Below are 18384 nucleotides of genomic sequence, written 5' to 3'. Positions count from 1 at the left end.
GCTCCAGCAAAAAGTGGAATACCCGCACCCATCAAAAATGGGTTTACTTTAAGAATGAGTCGGTCAATTAACTGATTAGTAAACAGTGTTGTGGCTAAATTAGCACCACCACAGAGCCAAATACCTTTACCAGATTCACCTTTCAAACCCATAACTAACTCGATCGCATCTTCGGTAACAAGTTCGACATTGGGATCTGGACTTACTTTAATACTGCGGGAAAAAAGATACTGTTTCATGTGCGAATAGGGACTAGCGATACCATCTTTCAAACCAATCTCGTAAGTTTTTCGCCCCATCAAAACGACATCAAACCATTTATTTTCAGCGTGGATGCCCATTGCATCGCGGAGGTGAGATGGCACCGTTTCGGGAAAAGTGGCAAATAAATCGGCAAAATATTCACTATCTTGGGAAAATCCGGCGTGTGAGCCGTCTGTGTGCGCGATAAAGCCATCAATGCTACAAGCGACGTAGTAGGTTATTTCTCGCATATTATCTACTCCAGATCGAATGAGAACATTACATGATCGCTTGGTGCTTGAGGATTGCCCACACTCGCATATAAGCTCATTGCTGCGGTATTATCTCGTTCGGTTAATACCCATGCTACCTCACAGCCCAATTCCCGCCCCAACTCCAACACCCTATTCATCAACCGTTTGCCAATACCTTGCCGTTGATGAGTTGCAGCGACACCAATTTCGTTAATCCACAGTTCTGGGAGGGGTTTGTCAGGATGGACGTAATGAACGGCAGAGACAAACCCAATGACTAAGTTATTATCGATTGCGACTACTAAATGATGGCGGGGATCGGCGAGAAATTCGATAGCGCGTGGTAGATTGATCGCATCATCAAATACATCGGGATCGATATTTTTGAGGATATCTATATCATCTTGATTTGGGATTGCGATCGTAATTGTCATGGCGTGCGCTCCTCTTCCCCTACTTCAATTCTACTCGAACGAGTTTTATCTCCTTGTCGTTGTACGCATCAGATCGAGAATTCCCATAGCAATCAATACAATACCGACCTGTTTTAAAATAGCGCGATAATGGTGCATTTGCTATCAGGTTCAATTACGGCTTGAGGCTAATGGATGTAGTCTCAAGCAGACTACATAATAGACTTCTTGCATAAATATTTTGGCGTTGTTGATTAATCCTTTGAAAGGCTCACGCAAAGGCGCAAAGGCGCAAAGAAGAACGCGAAAATTAGGACTTTTGCAAGAGGTCTAATCACTCGATGGTAAATTAATTAGACCCTGGGATATTTGCTGGTTCGACACCTTGAGGTTGCATTTTTTTGAATTTTCCTGGTTTCGGCTGACATCTTTCGTGTGATTTAGTTTCTAAGCTAGATGGATCGATATTTTCTGGGCCGACAATCAGCGTTTGATAATTAGCAGCTTTATCGACCACGATTTCGCCACAGCTATTGACTGATTTATCTTGGCGCGATCCTAATTTCCCTTGAGCATTAATATATCTGATTTGGTATCGTTTGGTAGGAGTTAACCCTGTGATTACGACTTCACCTTTAGTGGTTTTGTAAGCTTCGGCGGCATTAGCGATCGCACTATGAGTTAGCACAAGTATGGCGGTGATGGACGCTGTAATAATTGAAAATTTAGTTGACATATGTATACTCTAGGTTTGAGATGATTTTTGTGTAAGTAGGTCGGCGCAATTAAACCTAACTGGCGGGGGCTGTCATTTGTCCTTTGTCATTGGTCATTGGTAAGGGTTTTAAGCCTGTTTACGTTTCGTAATATAACTTGGTTTTTTCCCGCCGACCTACTTAATCTGCTGAAATTATCTGGATAGCTCGAAGCAGAAAAATATCAGCAGATAGAATTGCAATTAGACTGTGAAAATCATTCTGGATTAGCCACAACTGCAAGAGTTGAGCTTAATTAGTTTTGATACCGCCCGGTTTTCCAGTCCCGCCGGAGCCACCGCCAGAAACAGTTGAGCATTCGACAATCTCGGTGGACGAAGCTTTATAGGCAGAATCCCAATTGACATTCACCGAACGTGGGCAATTTGTATAGCTTTCGTTGACTATATAGACGGGGCCACTAGGGCCCTGAGTCTGAATTTTGACAGATTTAATGCCTTTAGAACTGGAAATAGTACATTGAACATTATTAGGGATAGAACAGTTTATAGTGGGTGCTGCTATGGCTATTGAGCCAAGCGCCAAAGTGCCGAATAAAGTTGCACAGGAAATCAAACTAACAGATACTAATTTGGATGGTAGAACTGACATGATTTTTCTCCTACTTTAATTGAGGTGATGTTGTTCAGGGTGTTAAGCCTTACATCAGAGTTAATGGGATAGCTTTTTTTGATTTATGCACTTGTTCTCTTGGCACAGATGTTTTTCTAATGAAAAACTCCACCCACCCTTCGGCAAGCTCAGGGCATCGCAAGGGGATGGAGTTTTTGGGCATTGGGAACTGGGCATGGGGGAGGCAGTGCGTTGCGGAGGAGAGTTGCGTGGGCGGTGAGTGCAGCCACACGTGCGGCTATGCCGCCGAGTGGACTGCCGAATCCGAAGGGGTTTCCCGACTTGAGGAGGCACTGCGTTGCGGGGGTTCCCCCCGTTGTAGCAAGTGGCGTCATGGGAAAGAAGCCACCTATGCCCTATGCCCCAAGCGACGGGCGAAACAACCTCGTCCACCGACAAGGGGATGGAGTTTCCCGTCGCTTTCAATGAAATGCTTATACTGACAAGTTCACAAGTTTGTAATTAACCTAGCTCTCCTCAGCATGTATTTCAGCACTGTCTCTCGTCGAGAAATAATATCAGCTCTGCCTTCCATTCCCGGCTGAATAGTACACTGATGGTTGCTTCTACCTAAGGACAAGGTATCGGGCAATATTGTCACCTCGTAGAAAGAAGAATTGCTAACCTTGGGCAAAGCCTCAACCTTTTGGGATTTAAAGGTGTCTTCAGAGATGTGATTAACTACACCTTTAAGAGTCCCGTAATCAGGATAGGGACAGGCAGAAACCTGCATCTGCACCTGTTGCCCTTTTTCTAGCTGACTGACATCTTCAGGTGAAACGGCAGCTTTAATCACTAAAGGAGCATTGCTAGGGACAATTTGAGCAATTTCCTCGCCTATACGTACCGATTGGCCTGGGTTTCGCAAATTTAGCCCAGAGATGATTCCATCTTCGGTGACTGTAATCTTAGTTTGGTTAAGTTCGCTTTCCACTTGTTGCAGTTCTCTGGTGTCGCGTTGAAGCTGATTCTTAATTTGTATTCGCTGCTGAAACAGTGCTTCCCATTCGCGGTTGAGAGTGGCGAGAGTGGCTTCACCGCCTGCGCTGGCTTGGGCGATACTTTCTTGAGCGATCGCAATTTCTGCATTACTGGGGTTAAGAGTCGCTTGAACTCGTTGCAGTTTGGCTCGCACTGCGGCTACAGTTTGTTGTTGCTGGGCAATAATTTGCTGTTGCGCTTCAAAACTGGCTCGTCGCATCTCAACTGCTTGTTGTTGTTGAGCAACTTCTAACTGTACTTCTTCTAATTGATTGAGAGATAAAGCACCAGCTTGAACTACTTTTTGATAGCGATCGCGTTTTGTTTGGGCTGCTTTTAACGCTGCTGCTGTTGATTGTAAATTAGCACGAGATGAACGTAATTCTATTTGTGCTTGCTGCCATTCTTGTTGCGCTCTGTTTAAGTTCGCCTCGACTTCTGCAACTTCCGTTTTGACAGTAATTTGCTTTTCTTGATAATTGCGTTGCACACGATTAAGTTCCGCTTGAGCCGAAGTCACCGCCCGGTTTTTGCGCTCGGTTTCCGCTGTGATTTGGCGATTTAAAGCCTTAATTTGTGCGTCAATTTGTAGTAGTTGCAGTTGCGTTTGTTGAATATTGCTTTGCAGTTGACTTTTTTTCGTTTGCAGACGCGAGTCATCAATGGTGGCTAGTACATCTCCTTTTTTCACCGCCTGATTTTCTTTGACAAAAACGTTGGTAATTTGACCTTCAGTGGCTGCTTGTACAAGCCGTAATTCTCCAGCAGGGCGGATGCTGGCTTGACCTTTAACGGTGACTTTATATTCAATCACAGATGCAAGTGCGATCGCTCCCCCCACTCCACCGACGAGTACCAAACTACCTAGTCTCGCCCAATTACTAATCGGCGGGAGAAATTCATTGCTTTCAACTGGGGGTAGGGAATTGGGGTTTAAGTAGCTAACCATATTGTGGGGATTGGGGACAAGGGGGACAAGAGGGATAAGGGGGACAAGGGGGACAAGGGGGACAAATGCCCAATGCCCAATGCCCAAAGTCGGCGGGCGACAGTTCATCCCACCCCTTGAAGGAGTGAGCTTTTGCGCTGATTTTCGAGGAAATCTAAATGCTCGCCAGGTTGATCAGATAAAGTCTGTGGAGAACCTTGAATTTTTAATTTTCCTTGCTCCAACATCACAATCCAATCAGCTTGCTGAATGACTTTGGGGCGGTGACTAATTAAAATTGTGGTTTGGTGCTGGCGATGAGTTAGCAATTGGTTTAATACTTCGGCTTCACTCACTGGGTCAAGTGCCCCAGTAGATTCGTCTAAAATCAATATTGGGGGGTTATTGACAATGGCTCTGGCGATCGCTAATCTCTGTTTTTGACCACCTGAAAGATTAGCCCCAAATTCTCCTAATACTGTTTGATATTTATCGGGAAGTTTACTAATAAACTCGTCCGCCCCAGCAATTTGGCAAGCTTGGACAATTTGCTCTAAGGTAATGTCAGGGGAACCTAAACGAAAGTTTTCCATAATCGACCGACTCCAAAAGTGCGCCTCTTGGGGAACTAGTACCACTTGTTGACGCAAACTTTCTAAAGAAAGGTCTTCCAGGTTATAAATACCAAAGCGAATATTCCCAGACTGAAGCTGATATAAACCTGCAATCAATTTCGCCAAGGTACTTTTACCGCAGCCAGATTTGCCGATGAGGGCAATTACCTTACCACCAGGAATAGTTAGGGAGAAATCTTCTAGCAAATCAACTCTACCAGGATGATGGAAATTAAGGTTAGTACAGGTAATATCTGCGTAGCTCTGAATTTTTACCCAAGGCTTTTGACTGTTATCTAAAGTTTCTGGGGTAGCATCAATGACTTCTGTGAGGCGTTGGGTGGCAGTTTTCCCACGGGTAAATTCATCAATAAATTGGATAGTAGTTTCAATAAAAGCGGTAAAGTTAGCATTCATGCTGTTAAATGCCAGTAGCATCCCAATAGTTAGTTCCTGATGAATTACTAGAGTACTGCCGAACCACAGCAAGGCGATGCTGCCAATACTAGCAACTAAATTTGAGAAGATACCGTTGATAATACTAATTTGAATAGTCCGGAAAGTAAGGTTAGCCAAGCGACTAAATCGACTTTGAAATTCTTCCCAGAATTGTGGTGCTGCGGCTGTAGTTTTGAGGGTAATTGCACCTTTGAAAGTTTCCACCAAAACCCCTTGATTTTCGGCTGATAAGACCACAACACTGCGAATTTTTTGCTGGAGGGTGGGCAAGAAAGCTACTGTAGAGAGAGTCATGAAAAGCGCGATCGCCCCAGCCAAAACTGTCAATTTTATACTATAGAATAGCATCAGGCTTAGAGAAATTAAGGCGATAAAAAGCTGGCTGGGCAGACTCACAACAGCTTGAGCAATTAACTGGTTAATTTGTTGAATATCTTCTAGGCGACTGACAATTTCGCCACTGCGACGGGATTCATAGTAACTTAAAGGTAAACGGAGAATTTGCCGTCCAAATTCCAAAATTAAGCCTAGTTGCAGGCGTTGAGCAAAGTGTGCAACCAGATTTGATTGTGCTAACCGCAGACTACTGCTAACTAGGTGCATGGCGATCGCCGCAATCGCAACGCTAGTCAGAAGTTGAGTATCTCCCCGAACTAGCACGTCATCGGTGAGAATTTGCAAAAGGAAAGGGGACGCAAGGGAAAGTAGACCTAAAACCGAGTTGAGTAACAAAGTTTGGGCAATAATGGCACGATAAGGCCAAACACGCCGCAGGAAGCCCCCAAAACCCCCAATTTTTTCTTGCTCATCTTCTTGAGTAAAAAAGCGCACTGGGTCTGGTTCGAGCAGGAGCATTACCCCGTTTGTCCATCCTTCTAGAAGCAACTTTTTTTCGAGATAGCGGATACCGACACCAGGGTCAGCCACTACGTATTTATTACCTCGCTTACCGTATAAAACTACCCAATGATAACCTTTCCAGTGGATGATAGCTGGTAGGGGGATAATTTTTTCGTTGAAGTTTTCTAGAGGTACTTTCACGGCTCGTGCATTGAAACCAAGGCTCGCTGCACCTTGTTTTAAGCCTAAGAGAGTGCTTCCTTGCTGTCCTGTACCTACTGCTTCCCGACAGCAACTAATACTAAAGGTTTTGCCATAATGTTGAGCTATCGAAGCTAGGCTAGCAGCACCACAGTCTTCTTCACTATGCTGTTGAATCAGGTGGAATTTCATTGTCTTGTACAAATATTATTTTCCTGTTCCCTGTCCCCTCTCATATCAAATCCGGTAGCATCTGAATGATTAAAAACCGCAGAGGCGCTGAGGGCGCTGAGTGAGAAATAGGAATAATTCCAATAGAAACGAATTTGATATCATTTGGTAGCGATGGCGAAACGCCCGCCAAAGGCGATCGCATATTCTTCATTTGTCTGCACTGGGCTGTTAAGCTGAGGAGGCTCCAGCAATAACACTGAGGGAACAAGCTCTGGTTTAGCTAGTCGCAGCAATCCATAACCAATACCTGCTAGTCCTGTCATCAGTCCTGGTGTCTCTACTCCCAAGGGCACACCACAGAGCCATCCGTGTTGGTTTATACTTGCAAGAGTCATGGAAGCAAAGCGATCAACTTGAGTTTGCCATTGCGGATCGTTAAGGGTGAGACTGGCTTGCAATAGTAATTCTAGATTGCCCAAATCTCCGTGACAGAGGGAGTGATTGCTGCCAAAGCCATGAGCTATTGTGGTGTTCAGGGCTGTGTTAATTTCGGAATGAATTTGGCGATCGCTCAGGTGTGGAAGACAGCGCAAGCGAGCCAGCCCAATTCCTGGCGCACCGTGACACCATGCTGTCATACAGGTATGTTTGCTGTCATTTTTTTGTATGACTTGAGCCGTAAAATTGCGTAAGTCTAACCAGTTGCTAACTTCTGGCACAAACAAGCTACGCTCATACTCAATCGCAGCCAGCGCAGTTGTGTGAAATCGCTGCTCACCTGTTAAAGATGCCAACTCTAACAGCGCCCAAGCTATCCCTGCTACACCATGCGAAAACCCTGCTAACGGTGCTGTATCTGATATCTTCGTACTCCAAGCAATACCATGCTGCATCGGTTGTGCGCAGGCTATGAGACGATCGCCACATTGGATGGCTGTAGCCAGGGTACGATCGCTTGGCAGACAATGATACAGGGCAATTAACCCACCAATGCACCCAGCTGCACCGCTAATAATATCCAGTTGTTCGTCTTTGGCAATTAAATCTGGTAGAAGTTCAACAATCTTTTCTGCTTCTGTGAGCAGTTTCGGTTGATTCCACAATTTACTTAAATGGGAAAGGGTATAAATGATTCCTCCCCAACCCTCAAACATCCCAATGGATTTGATATCAGATTGCCTAGCTTCTACTTGGCGGAGAATTGTATTTAATGCAGATTTGGCTAAATTGCTATAGCGTTCTTCATCAGTGATAGCACCCAGATAACCTAAAAATAATGCTACTCCCGATAATCCATTATACAGATCCATATTTAGTGGGGTGAGCAACCATGTTTCTTGGGGAGTTAGCTGTAAGCCAATCCAATTAGCATCCTGTTCGCTAGATAATGCTAACGTCTCTAAGCGATCGCCAATTGCCTGTGCTGCTATCAGTAATTGTTCACTACTAGCTTGATGTTCTACTGGAATTACAGAGTAATTGGTTTGCTGTCTTTGCTCCCCTACCCTTACCAATGTAGTCAGAGAAGCCCGAATAAACCACAGTTGTTGTGTCAAATCAGCTTCATCAAGTTGCTGAAAACGACGCTTAACTGAAGCCATACTTGATTCGGCAAAAAAATCAGTAATTCGCTCTCCAGAACTAGTCCACAAATCCCGCGAATTAGGGCGAGTTGTGAATAGGGGAACATCACCTTCCCACAAATCCTGACGTTCAGCAGCCATGACTTTAGTTAAATGAGGTTCTTGGGCAACTCCTAGCCATAATCTGTCAAACAAGCGATCGCGATCTAAAGCATTACGCAAAACATCGGGATGAAACCCTTCAGTTAATAGTAAGCTATAGATATAAGTAGAACGAATAATCGCCCGCACATAATCCTCATTAAAACGAGTTAAAATGCCATTTTCTGCCAATAAATCGTCTTGATGATTTAAAAGTAATCGATATATATTAGTAAATCCTGTAATTAGAGAATCTGTATAATCCAATACATTAATTTCTTCACCATTGCAAGTCGGTCGATTTTGGTTTTCTGGCATTTCTACCCGCTTGCGTTTCAGAGACATTTCATCAGTTCCCTGTCCTGCCAAATATAGAGCGCGATAGGGTGTGAGTTGACCTTGTGCAGATCCCAAACCACTTAAATCAACGCCTTCATATTCAGCATTACCATAAACTCGTTGTGGTAATAATCCAATGCTCAACACAGAGAAAGCTATTTTTTTGTAAGCCAGTAAGTCTGATTTGACAAGTTCCACTCGCTCAAAGTGAGGATGAAACAAAGCTTCTAAGTCAATTAAAATAGGATGCTCACCTGCGGCGATTAAGTTCTCACTGTGAAAATCAGTTGCTTGCAAGGCGTAGAGTAAAGCTAAGTAGCCCCCCTGACGTTCATAAAAACGCTCAATTTCGGCTTTTGTGTTGCATCCAGCCGCACTAACGAATTCTACCCAACCATAATCATCACGTTGTAGAATCTTGAGAGTTTGAAATGGTGGATGAGTACCGCGATCGTTGAGCCAGCTGAGTAATTCCTGGAAATGCACATCAACAGCTAGTGTTCTCGGTTTATAAACAATCTGCAATCCAGAGCTAAATTTAGCAATCAAAACGGAACGGCCACCTCGATGACTATCCCCAGCACCACCTTGCAACTCTACCAATAGTCCTGGCTGATTTTCGTGACTAAACAGCTTGCAGATATCACTCCAATCAGCGCAAAGATGGCGCAGAAACTCTAAACTGAACTGCACCCAATGATTAATGCAAATCTTGATTTGGCGAGCGAGAACTGGATATTCTTGCAACAAAGCCAATGTTTGAGAAGGCTGTCTTAAATTGGCAATGAAGTTTTGAAATCTTTCTTCTGGCGTATCCCCATTTAATAATCCTTGCAGTCGCGCCACATTGATTTCTAAAACCATTGTTCTGTGTAACATCTGCAACAATTTTTCAGTTAAATTTGCTAGTAATATCTTGATTACAGTATCAGCATCAAAAGGTAACTCAGATTGGCACTGAATTAGTTGCTGCAATTCTTGATTTAGTTGCTCAAAGCCTTGTTGTATAAGTGGCTCAACGGCATACAAAAAACCAGTTGTGCTTTCTTTGAGAATTTCTGGAGGCAGAAATATATGAGAATTAGAGTTAGCAAATTTAGTAAATGCTTGTTCGATTTGTGACACCCATACTGGAGGAGAAAAGCGATCGCCTATAGCCTCCATTGGCGTACCCAAAATGTTGAGAAATTCTTTCTCAGTGATACCATTCAATTTTAGACGCTCCGCCCAATCAGCATCACTCATAAATGAATTTTGTTCCCGCCAGCGTTGCATTCTTTGTTGTGCTGTTTTGGGATTGATTTGATTTTGGGATGCTTGAGAATTAAATATATTTAGTAAGGCAATACGTTCAGCTAATGTCAAAGCTTGAAACCATTGTTTGTTCATTTTATTTATGGGATTATCTTTTTACTTTTTACTTCTTCAACGGGTTTCTAGGTTTGGATATGTTTGATAATTTTGGTGAATTAGTATGAGGCTATAGGTTTTTAAGGGTGAACTAAAAAAGCTCACCCATCTTGATTAGAGGTGTGTTATTACACTAGGAAAATTGTGTTAACACTTTTTGTGATATCACTGTAGTCTTATTTTTTCGACAAGATATCGCAAACAATTCCGCAAGTAAAATTAGTCATGTGGCCTTTACAGCGAATACCTTGAGTTAATGCACCCCCAGCAAGTGTTTCTGTGACTTCACTTGGCAATTCAATCATTCCGGCTGGATTTTCAGGTAATTGAGAACGTTGTTCGTCACTCAAACTATTGCGATAGTCTTCATCTTTCCACGCACGAATAATGTCATTATTTGACATGTCTTTACTCCTTTGATGTTGGCAATGATTTGCAGAAATAGACTTAAGCTTTCAGGAATTTATCTGGGCTTTAGTCGAGTTAATAAAAATCTTAGAAAGGGTGAACTAAAAAGGCTCACCCATCTTATGCAGTACCGTGCTAATACAATAGAGAAATTGTGCTAAGACGAATGGTACTATTAGAGGTTGTTTGAAAAGTTTTTGGCTGTGATTTTAGACACTTATTGATCCCCCCTACCCCCCTTAAAAAAAGGGGGAAACTTCTCAAAGTCCCCCTTTTTAAGGGGAGCCACTGCGTTGCGGGGGTTCCCCCCGTTGTAGCAAGTGGCGTGGATTTAGGGGGATCTAAAACTTTTGCTACTAACAATAGGACTTTTAAAACATCCTCTTACAGTGGTAGTCTCTTGACAATGATGTCGCAAATAATTCCTCTACTAAATCCAGGAGTGCCTTTACAGCCAACACCTTCAGTATTCCCACCTCCTGCAAGTGTTTGTGTGATTTCATTTGGCAATTCAATCATTCCGGCTGGATTTTCGGGTAATTGAGAACGTTGTTCGTCACTCAAGCTATTGCGATAGTCTTCATCTTTCCATGCACGAATAATGTCAAAGTTAGACATGATTTTTCTCCTTAATTTAAATGATGTAAGTTTTCTGAAAGAAAGTCTTTTTCCCAGAGAGAAGTAAGCAAATAAACAGTAATTAACCGCTGCTTTAACAATGTAATGAACAACATTGAATTGAGCTTGCTGGCTTTACCTCGTTGGGTTTGAACCCTTTCACTCAAGTTAATGGGATAGGCTTTTTTGATTTATGCACTTGTCCCGATGTAATAGCTGTTTTTCTATCGGATAAAATGGCTGAAAATCTTGCTCTGACTAGGTTACAATTATTTTATTTTTGGGAAATGTCTCAAGAACAAAGCGATCGCTCCCATTTCTGTGCATAAATAATGAAATGCCATCCCAATAACCAGATGAAAGGGTTTTAACTCTAATTTTTGATCTAGAATGGGCAATTTATGGTAAAAAAGCAGGGGAGCAAGGGGAGTCTTCGGGGAGTGTGACATGAGCGAACAGTTCTGGACTTTATATAACTTTACAGAAACTAGCGGTTATCCTCCCTTTAAACGACTCATCCAAAATCGTTTGCGGGAACGCATGGCAAAGCTAGTGCAGTTGCATCCCCAATGGGATGAGAGCGACTACGCGAATTATTTTGTCAACATTCTCAATGATGATTCCCAACCGGAAACCGAAAAAAAGCTAGCTCACTGGCACTTATTAGCTTACTTCGATCGCGATCGCTGTTATCTCATTTGGCGCAGTTGGTGTCGTCTCCCGTTTTACGCTGCTTATGCGGAAAATTTATATGCTCTGACTAACGAACACCTGTGTAACCGAGAGAAGTTGCGGCAATATCTCAATAAGTATCAAACTAGTGGCTATAGTGGAGCAAATCTGAAAACTTATATGGTAGGGGTGCTACGAAATGTCACCCGCGACCATGTAAATTGGGAATCGAGATGGCATCTGTTGTGTGATGTAGACATCAATAGTCACAGAAAATTGCAAAAGGCGGAAGAACGACTCAGATCCGCACTCAATAACGCGGGTACAAGAGAACCGGAAATTTCTCAGTATCTTTTTGCTTGGCGATATTTTATTCCGATTTACAAAAACAACCGCGTCTACAATCCCCAAAGAAGAGAAGGGGGAAAATGGCCAGAGCCGGATTTTGCTGATTTTGTCGCCACAGCGAAGGATTACAACTCGCAAAGATTCCAGCCAGGCGCACCTCTGCAAGTAGCTGTGGGTGCAGATGTTGCACCTGCAATGATACAAAAATGGATGAATTTATGTATTGATGCTTTACAGCAATCCGATCAAATCATTGAAGTACCTTACGATATTCATAGTAACGAACCGGCTGATTCTGGGGAAGCAATAGAACAGGATGAAGAACAGAGCTTATCTTTACCAGCAGTAGATTTGGCTTTAACAAGCGAACTGGAAATTATTGAGCAAAACCTCGATAAAACTCGCAGCCAAATTCCTAAATCTTACCGCCAAGCTGTCATGGCTTTGTGCTATCCCCATCGTTTGGCGCTGTTAACTCAAGAACAGTTTGCTAGTAAGATGAGCGTGCATCAGGGAACGGTTTCCCGCTACATCTCCAAAAATGTGGAAGCGCCATTAATCGAAAAGTTCGAGCAGTTAACAAGTGAGCAATTTAATCCTACAGTTTATATCAAAACATTTTTAACTGAAAAATTTACTCGTCTTTACCGAGTTAATCCGATTGAAGCGCAATTAATGGCAGCAATTGCCGATTTAGATGCAGAATTACAACATATTCTAAAACTTAGTTACGGTCAAAAACTGAATATTAACGAGTTAACTCAAACTCTTAGCCAGAATCAACCCTTGAGCCAAGCAGAAGTACAAGCAAAGTTTAGTTTAGCTCACGAGCAATTAGAAAAGAGTTTTTTAAACTTACTCAAGCAATGGCAAAGTAACTATATCAAATCTTGGTTAAAAAACTATTACCAAAATCTTATTCAATCAGGATTATTACAGTCTTGTGAGCAATTAGCATCGCCGCACCCAGAAATTTTATGGCAGCGATATGCTCAAAAAAAGGATGTAAACAATATTGAAAATCTCACATCTAAATCTCATGCCGATCAAATGCTCACCGCAGCCAAGCAGGAATTACAGCGTTTATTTCTCCAGTGGATTGATACCCGCTTTGGTATTTCCCTAGAGACAGAAACTCAACAAATCGGGGTAATTATTGAGGATTGGCTGTCAACAAACTTGCTCTACCAAGAAATCCAGAGGAATTAAGGAGAGAATATGCTAAATTTGCGAAAACTTGCCACTACATATCCTAACCATCTCTGGTTAAAGTTATCACAAGAGCTGCAAGCAGAAGCTTGGCAGCAATCCCAACCTCACGCTAATGCCGCCGCTTGCTGTCAAGCATATCTTAATTATTTGTGTTTAAAAACTTTTATTCCCTGGCTTGAGGCTTGGTTAGCAGAAGACAATTCTCAACATCAGAAAAACAGCATTTTTTCTGCCACTAATTGGGATTCTCTCTGGGAATTTGTTAATGGTACTCCTATCGATTTAGGAGAAATTCGCTTAGTTTTAATTCCTAGCGAAACCAGCGATTTAGAGGAATTTGCTGTTCCTTGCGAGTGGGTTGATATTCCTAGTTGGAGAAAAGATTATTACCTCGCCGTGCAAATTAATTTAGGTGCGCCAGAACAATCTTGGCTGCGCTTATGGGGATATGTAAGCTATCAAAAACTCAAGAATCAGGGGATATATGATGAGAGCGATCGCACTTACTATATTAGTCAGGAAGCTTTGGCGGAAGATATCAGCCAAATGCTACTCCTTCCCCAACCAAATGCTATCCCCCAAGCCGCACCGTCGCAGTTATCAACACAAGTAGCTGAGGAGTTATTCACCCAGTTAAGTAATCTTTCCGTATATTCCCCCAGATTGACAGTGCCTGTTGAACAGTGGGCAGGGTTAATTGTAGACGAGCAGTGGCGGCAAAAACTATACCAGCAACGCTTACAGTTAGCTACAACCCCAACAGCAAATGTAGCAACAGTTAACTTGCGGCATTGGTTACAGCAAGCAGACAGCATAATTACGGAAATCTGGCAAGCTGTTGACGCGCTTTTAACACCACCAGAATTAGGTGCAGTGCGGAGTGCAGAAATGAGCGTTTCTGCGGAAGCGATCGCACCTGTAATTCGCCTGATTAAATCAAATCGCCCAGAGAAAGAACGCTGTCAAGCCGCCGGGGTGTTAGGACAAATCGGCATTGGTCATCCGGAAGCGATCGCAGCATTGATAGAATTATTACACACTGCCAATGATGAGGAAACCCGTTGGGAAGCCGCTTTAAGTTTAGGTAAAATCGCTCCCCATCATCCCCAAGCTGGTATTAGTAGAGCCAGACTAATTGATTTGGGAATGCAGCTAGGAGATTGCAAAGTCGCGCTAATTGTCACCATCCGACCGAAAACTGAGGAGAAAATCGGCGTGCGGCTACAAGTGCAACCGATTAGCCAGCAACACAAGCTACCACCAAATCTCATTTTAAGTGTGATTTCCGGTGGGGAGACTCGCTTGCAAGCCGAAACAAGAAGCGATGAGCAAGGTGAAGGTAAAGATAAAATTCTCCAATTAGGCTTTAGTCCACCACCGGGAACGCAATTTCAGGTGCAAGTAGCGTTGAATGAAGCTAGGGTGAGTGAGGAGTTTGTGGCTTAACGAACCGCAAAGACGCGAAGTACGCGAAGGAAGAAGTCGTTCCCGAAGGGTAGGAAGGAGGAAAAGAAGAGAGAATTTATCATATTCTTCTTTGCGCCTCTGCGTCTCTACGTGAGAAAAATTAACCAATCATTCCCAATCCAAAATCCAAAATCTAAAATCTAAAATTGCACAACGATGTCCAGGGTAGCAGTTCTAAAAATTGGCAGGGGAAACTTTCACCAAGGGTTTGAAGTATCCCTAGAACTGAGAGAAGATGGCGGTTCGCCTGTAGGGGAAATTGAAGGAAGACTTGGCGCGAATACAGATATTGAAGGCTTGTATTTTTTATGGCAACAGTCCTTTCGTAATCTCAGCGCCATCGCTCGCAATGATGGGTGGGAAATAGAGTCAAGTTTACCAACAAATCGCGCTACTAGGGAGATTACAGACGACTGCTGGCAAAGAATGCGACAGGTGGAAGCTAACCTTAACGAATGGCTGCAACCTTCCGGGGAACTGGGATGGCAAAAAATCCGCGAAAGGTTAAGCAAAGAACTCGCTACTCAGGCTGATACGCTGCGGTTAGCCATCAAAGCCAGAGATCCCATCCTCTGGAAACTACCTTGGCATAGCTGGGATTTGCTATCGAGTTATCCCAATGTGGGCGTGAGCTACAGTCCAGTAGAATATGAATCTTGGGAAATTGCCAAACATCAAACTCAAAGCGATCGCGTGCGGTTGTTGGCGATTTTTGGGGATAGTCAAAACCTAGATTTAGCGGCGGATCGTCAAGCAATTGAGAATTTACAGAAAACAGAATCAGTTTTCTACCATCAACCCCAAGCGCGAGATTTAATCGCCCAGTTACGAGATACTCAAGGCTGGGATATCTTCTTTTTTGCTGGGCATAGTCAAACGATAGAACAAAGGGGGCGAATTAGTCTCAGCGCTAGGGAAAGTATTGAAACTGACCAATTTAAACACGCTTTACGAGAAGCAGTGCAAAAAGGCTTAAAAATCGCCATTTTTAATTCTTGTGAAGGATTGGGATTAGCCCAGCAGTTAGCTGATTTACACGTGCCAATTATTATTGTCATGCAGGAGATAGTCCCCGATGTCGTTGCTCAATCGTTTCTCAAGGAATTTCTGCGAGAATATGCTGGCGGACAACCTTTATATACTGCTGTACGCCATGCCCAGGAACGACTCGAGGAATTTACGGATTTACCTGGGGCTACTTGGTTGCCAATGATATATCAAAATCCGGCTGAAGTTCCACCGACTTGGCAGGATTTGCGCCCGAAAAAGCGGCAGCATCGCTTTGGGCTGGAGTGGCAGCATTTACCAAATATTTTGGTGAAAAGCTTGATAATGACTGGCTTAGTCATGGCAGTGCGTTTTTTAGATGGACTTCAGCCTGTGGAATTGTGGGCTTTTGACCAGATGACACGCCTGCAAAGCGATCGCGGCATCGATGAGCGTCTACTGATTGTAAAAGTTACAGAACAAGATATTCAACAGCAGCGTCAATATCCCCTAAGCGATCACGTCATTTTGCAAACTCTAGAAAAACTTCAGGCGCATCAACCTAGAGCCATTGGCTTGGATATCTACCGCGATTTTCCTGTAGAACCAGGATATCGTGAGCTAGCTGCACATATCAAAAAAAACCCAAACTTGGTAACAATCTGCGAAGTCAGCCAAGCAGAAGCCAAAGCCAACAAATTTGGAGTTGCTTCACCCCCAGCTAGTCCCCCTGAGAATGTCGGCTTTAGCGATATCGCCGTAGAACCAGATGGGACAGTCCGTCGTTATTTGTTTCATTTAAATCCAGGCGATTCCCTTTGCCAAGCACCTTATGCCTTCAGTGCAGAATTAGCCTTGCGTTACCTGGATGCTGAAGGTATTCAACCAGAAGCCACATCCCAAGGGAATTTAAAGCTTGGCTCTACCGTTTTTCAACCTTTAGAAAAGCATACAGGCTTTTATCACAACATCGACCCTCGCGGTCATCAAGTCTTGCTCAGTTACCGTTCTTTCTCAAAAGTCGCCAGAGAAGTCACGCTCACAGAAATTCTCAATAATGATTTTAAACCCCAGTGGGTGAAAAACCGGATTGTGTTGATTGGCGTTGTCGCCCCATCAGTAGGCGATCGCTTTGCTACTCCCTTTAGTAACGAAATTGACAAGAAAATGCCCGGTGTAATGATTCACGCCCAAATGGTGAGCCAAATGCTGAGTCTAGCCAAACAAGAACGCCCCTTACTGCGGTTTTGGCCCCAAACCTTAGATGCAGTTTGGATTGGGATTTGGGCACTTACGGGGGGTTTATGCGTCTGGGTATTTCATGGGCTGGTTTATCGGCGAATTGCGATCGCCTCAGTCATCATTATTCTTAATAGCCTGTGCTTGTCTTTGTTCAGTATCGGCGTTTGTGTGCCCTTGGTTCCTTCAGTAATTGCTGTTGCGATCACTTACATCATCACAAGCAACACGGTACGGTTAAGGCCAAAAGGTTAAATTCTTCACCCTTTACCCATTTACCTTTACCCTTTACCCCAACAACATGGATGATTAACAACACTGAACATAAATAAAGTTGAGGAGGGAAATTGTGGCTGGGATTAAGTTTTATCGCTGGAAACTGGGACTTGCTTTGGCATTAGCTTTAGCGCTGATTAGTTCTGCTGCAAGCAAAGGAAAAGCCCAACCTTTCCAAAATCGCCAACAAATCCTTCCCCCCACTGCATCACCTGTTCAGCAAAATTCCTCACAGCAGCCCCAACCCAAACCCACAACTGCTTCCCCAATACAGTTTAAGCGCCCGCCACTGTCACCACGAGGCGCACCAGGTAACCGCAAAGGCGGCGGAACTCGTGACGGATATAGTTGTGCAGCGCTGGAAATTAAAGAACGCCTCATGGCTTTAGTTCCATCTGTAGAATCAGAGTCAGGAATCAGCCATGTTTGGGGATTAACTTTGGAAGCTTCTCCCACTCTTTGGTTTTATGTTCCTTATCAGCCAAAAGATATCAAGGTAGGCGAATTGGAAATCTGGGACGAAACCGATCCAGATCCAAGAAATTATCAGCAAACTTATCAAGGAACTTTCACATTTACCGACACACCAGGAGCGATCGCTCTCACTCTCCCATCAACAGTAAAATTAGAGCCAGGGAAAAACTACCATTGGTATTTAACTCTGAATATGAATTGCGATCGCGAAGCGCAAGCAGTCAATGTCAACGGCTGGATTCAACGAGTTAAATTGAACAATAATCTTCCCTTACAGCAATCAGGCGATCTCAACCGAGTGATTATGTATGCTGAAAATGGCATCTGGTACGATGCTATAACTCTATTAGCCCAAATGCGCCGTCGCCATCCAGAAACACAAATCTTGCTCACACATTGGCAAACATTGCTAGGAGATGTTGGCTTACAAGAGTTTGCTCAAAAGCCTATTGTTCCTTGCTGTGAGTTGGGGACTGGAGATTAGGGTTTGAAAACAAACCTCAAAAGCCGAATGGCACGCTTGAAAAGCTATAAGCTATACAGAATAAGCACCACAGCTTTTAACGCGCTTTGAAGAATGGCTCGTGACTTCATTTTGGAACACTTGCAAAGACCTGGAGTTTAGACTAAACACATGACAAAGTAACTCAGGATAACTGAGTGACAAGCTTTACACCCAAAAATGGAAAAATCAACGAATTAAGTAGATTGTGGT

Annotated in this window: 14 protein-coding genes; 4 read left to right on the top strand and 10 right to left on the bottom strand. The window is 43.4% G+C overall.

What is annotated here, in order from left to right; genetic code table 11:
- The 10 genes from AACW45_RS36470 to AACW45_RS36425 form a co-directional block, all read right to left on the bottom strand.
- Positions 1-494 (bottom strand): dihydrofolate reductase family protein (locus tag AACW45_RS36470; RefSeq protein ID WP_190637901.1); only part of this gene is annotated, 494 nt, incomplete at its 3' end.
- Positions 495-499: 5 nt separating this feature from the next.
- The gene (locus AACW45_RS36465) at positions 500-931 is read right to left on the bottom strand and encodes a GNAT family N-acetyltransferase (RefSeq protein ID WP_190637899.1); all 432 of its coding nucleotides are present in this window, start codon (positions 929-931) and stop codon (positions 500-502) included.
- Positions 932-1259: 328 nt separating this feature from the next.
- Complete coding sequence (locus tag AACW45_RS36460; RefSeq protein WP_190637897.1) at positions 1260-1646, bottom strand: hypothetical protein; 387 nt, start codon at positions 1644-1646, stop codon at positions 1260-1262.
- Positions 1647-1917: 271 nt separating this feature from the next.
- On the bottom strand, positions 1918-2277 hold the full coding sequence (locus AACW45_RS36455; RefSeq protein WP_190637895.1) for a hypothetical protein: 360 nt from the start codon (positions 2275-2277) through the stop codon (positions 1918-1920).
- Between the two features lie 49 nt (positions 2278-2326).
- Entirely contained in the window at positions 2327-2461 is a 135-nt protein-coding gene (locus AACW45_RS36450) for a hypothetical protein (protein WP_277880466.1), read from the bottom strand.
- 285 nt (positions 2462-2746) lie between these two features.
- Positions 2747-4228, bottom strand: a complete 1482-nt coding sequence (locus AACW45_RS36445) for an HlyD family efflux transporter periplasmic adaptor subunit (RefSeq protein ID WP_190637893.1) — start codon at positions 4226-4228, stop codon at positions 2747-2749.
- Between the two features lie 104 nt (positions 4229-4332).
- The gene (locus tag AACW45_RS36440) at positions 4333-6513 is read right to left on the bottom strand and encodes a peptidase domain-containing ABC transporter (RefSeq protein WP_190637891.1); all 2181 of its coding nucleotides are present in this window, start codon (positions 6511-6513) and stop codon (positions 4333-4335) included.
- Between the two features lie 140 nt (positions 6514-6653).
- Positions 6654-9947 carry a type 2 lanthipeptide synthetase LanM family protein gene (locus tag AACW45_RS36435; RefSeq protein ID WP_190637889.1) on the bottom strand — a complete coding sequence of 1098 codons (3294 nt, stop codon included), beginning with the start codon at positions 9945-9947 and terminating at the stop codon, positions 6654-6656.
- Between the two features lie 197 nt (positions 9948-10144).
- On the bottom strand, positions 10145-10372 hold the full coding sequence (locus tag AACW45_RS36430) for a mersacidin/lichenicidin family type 2 lantibiotic (protein WP_190637888.1): 228 nt from the start codon (positions 10370-10372) through the stop codon (positions 10145-10147).
- A 388-nt stretch (positions 10373-10760) separates the two neighbouring features.
- Positions 10761-10994 (bottom strand): mersacidin/lichenicidin family type 2 lantibiotic, encoded by a 234-nt coding sequence (locus tag AACW45_RS36425; protein WP_190637886.1) that lies wholly within the window; start codon positions 10992-10994, stop codon positions 10761-10763.
- Between the two features lie 447 nt (positions 10995-11441).
- On the opposite strand from AACW45_RS36425, the gene AACW45_RS36420 reads away from it, so the two are divergent.
- The 4 genes from AACW45_RS36420 (at position 11442) to AACW45_RS36405 (ending at position 18153) form a co-directional block, all read left to right on the top strand.
- Entirely contained in the window at positions 11442-13223 is a 1782-nt protein-coding gene (locus AACW45_RS36420) for an XRE family transcriptional regulator (RefSeq protein ID WP_190637884.1), read from the top strand.
- Between the two features lie 9 nt (positions 13224-13232).
- Positions 13233-14672: a DUF1822 family protein gene (locus AACW45_RS36415; RefSeq protein ID WP_190637882.1), complete on the top strand. Its 1440-nt coding sequence runs from the start codon at positions 13233-13235 to the stop codon at positions 14670-14672.
- A gap of 177 nt (positions 14673-14849) precedes the next feature.
- The gene (locus AACW45_RS36410) at positions 14850-17174 is read left to right on the top strand and encodes a CHASE2 domain-containing protein (protein WP_190637880.1); all 2325 of its coding nucleotides are present in this window, start codon (positions 14850-14852) and stop codon (positions 17172-17174) included.
- A gap of 94 nt (positions 17175-17268) precedes the next feature.
- Entirely contained in the window at positions 17269-18153 is an 885-nt protein-coding gene (locus AACW45_RS36405; RefSeq protein WP_313933824.1) for a DUF928 domain-containing protein, read from the top strand.
- Positions 18154-18384 lie beyond the last annotated feature (231 nt).

Origin of the sequence: Calothrix sp. FACHB-168, from assembly GCF_963889195.1 — a bacterium.
Classification (GTDB): Bacteria; Cyanobacteriota; Cyanobacteriia; order Cyanobacteriales; family Nostocaceae; genus Aulosira; species Aulosira anomala_A.
Note: the sequence above shows the minus strand (reverse complement) of the source record. Positions and strands in the feature narration are given on the sequence as shown.

Coding starts and splice junctions, on each gene's coding strand:
- AACW45_RS36465 (WP_190637899.1), bottom strand. CDS start 931: ATGACAATTACGATCGCAATCCCAAATCAAGATGATATAGATATCCTC.
- AACW45_RS36460 (WP_190637897.1), bottom strand. CDS start 1,646: ATGTCAACTAAATTTTCAATTATTACAGCGTCCATCACCGCCATACTT.
- AACW45_RS36455 (WP_190637895.1), bottom strand. CDS start 2,277: ATGTCAGTTCTACCATCCAAATTAGTATCTGTTAGTTTGATTTCCTGT.
- AACW45_RS36450 (WP_277880466.1), bottom strand. CDS start 2,461: ATGCCCAAAAACTCCATCCCCTTGCGATGCCCTGAGCTTGCCGAAGGG.
- AACW45_RS36445 (WP_190637893.1), bottom strand. CDS start 4,228: ATGGTTAGCTACTTAAACCCCAATTCCCTACCCCCAGTTGAAAGCAAT.
- AACW45_RS36440 (WP_190637891.1), bottom strand. CDS start 6,513: ATGAAATTCCACCTGATTCAACAGCATAGTGAAGAAGACTGTGGTGCT.
- AACW45_RS36435 (WP_190637889.1), bottom strand. CDS start 9,947: ATGAACAAACAATGGTTTCAAGCTTTGACATTAGCTGAACGTATTGCC.
- AACW45_RS36430 (WP_190637888.1), bottom strand. CDS start 10,372: ATGTCAAATAATGACATTATTCGTGCGTGGAAAGATGAAGACTATCGC.
- AACW45_RS36425 (WP_190637886.1), bottom strand. CDS start 10,994: ATGTCTAACTTTGACATTATTCGTGCATGGAAAGATGAAGACTATCGC.
- AACW45_RS36420 (WP_190637884.1), top strand. CDS start 11,442: ATGAGCGAACAGTTCTGGACTTTATATAACTTTACAGAAACTAGCGGT.
- AACW45_RS36415 (WP_190637882.1), top strand. CDS start 13,233: ATGCTAAATTTGCGAAAACTTGCCACTACATATCCTAACCATCTCTGG.
- AACW45_RS36410 (WP_190637880.1), top strand. CDS start 14,850: ATGTCCAGGGTAGCAGTTCTAAAAATTGGCAGGGGAAACTTTCACCAA.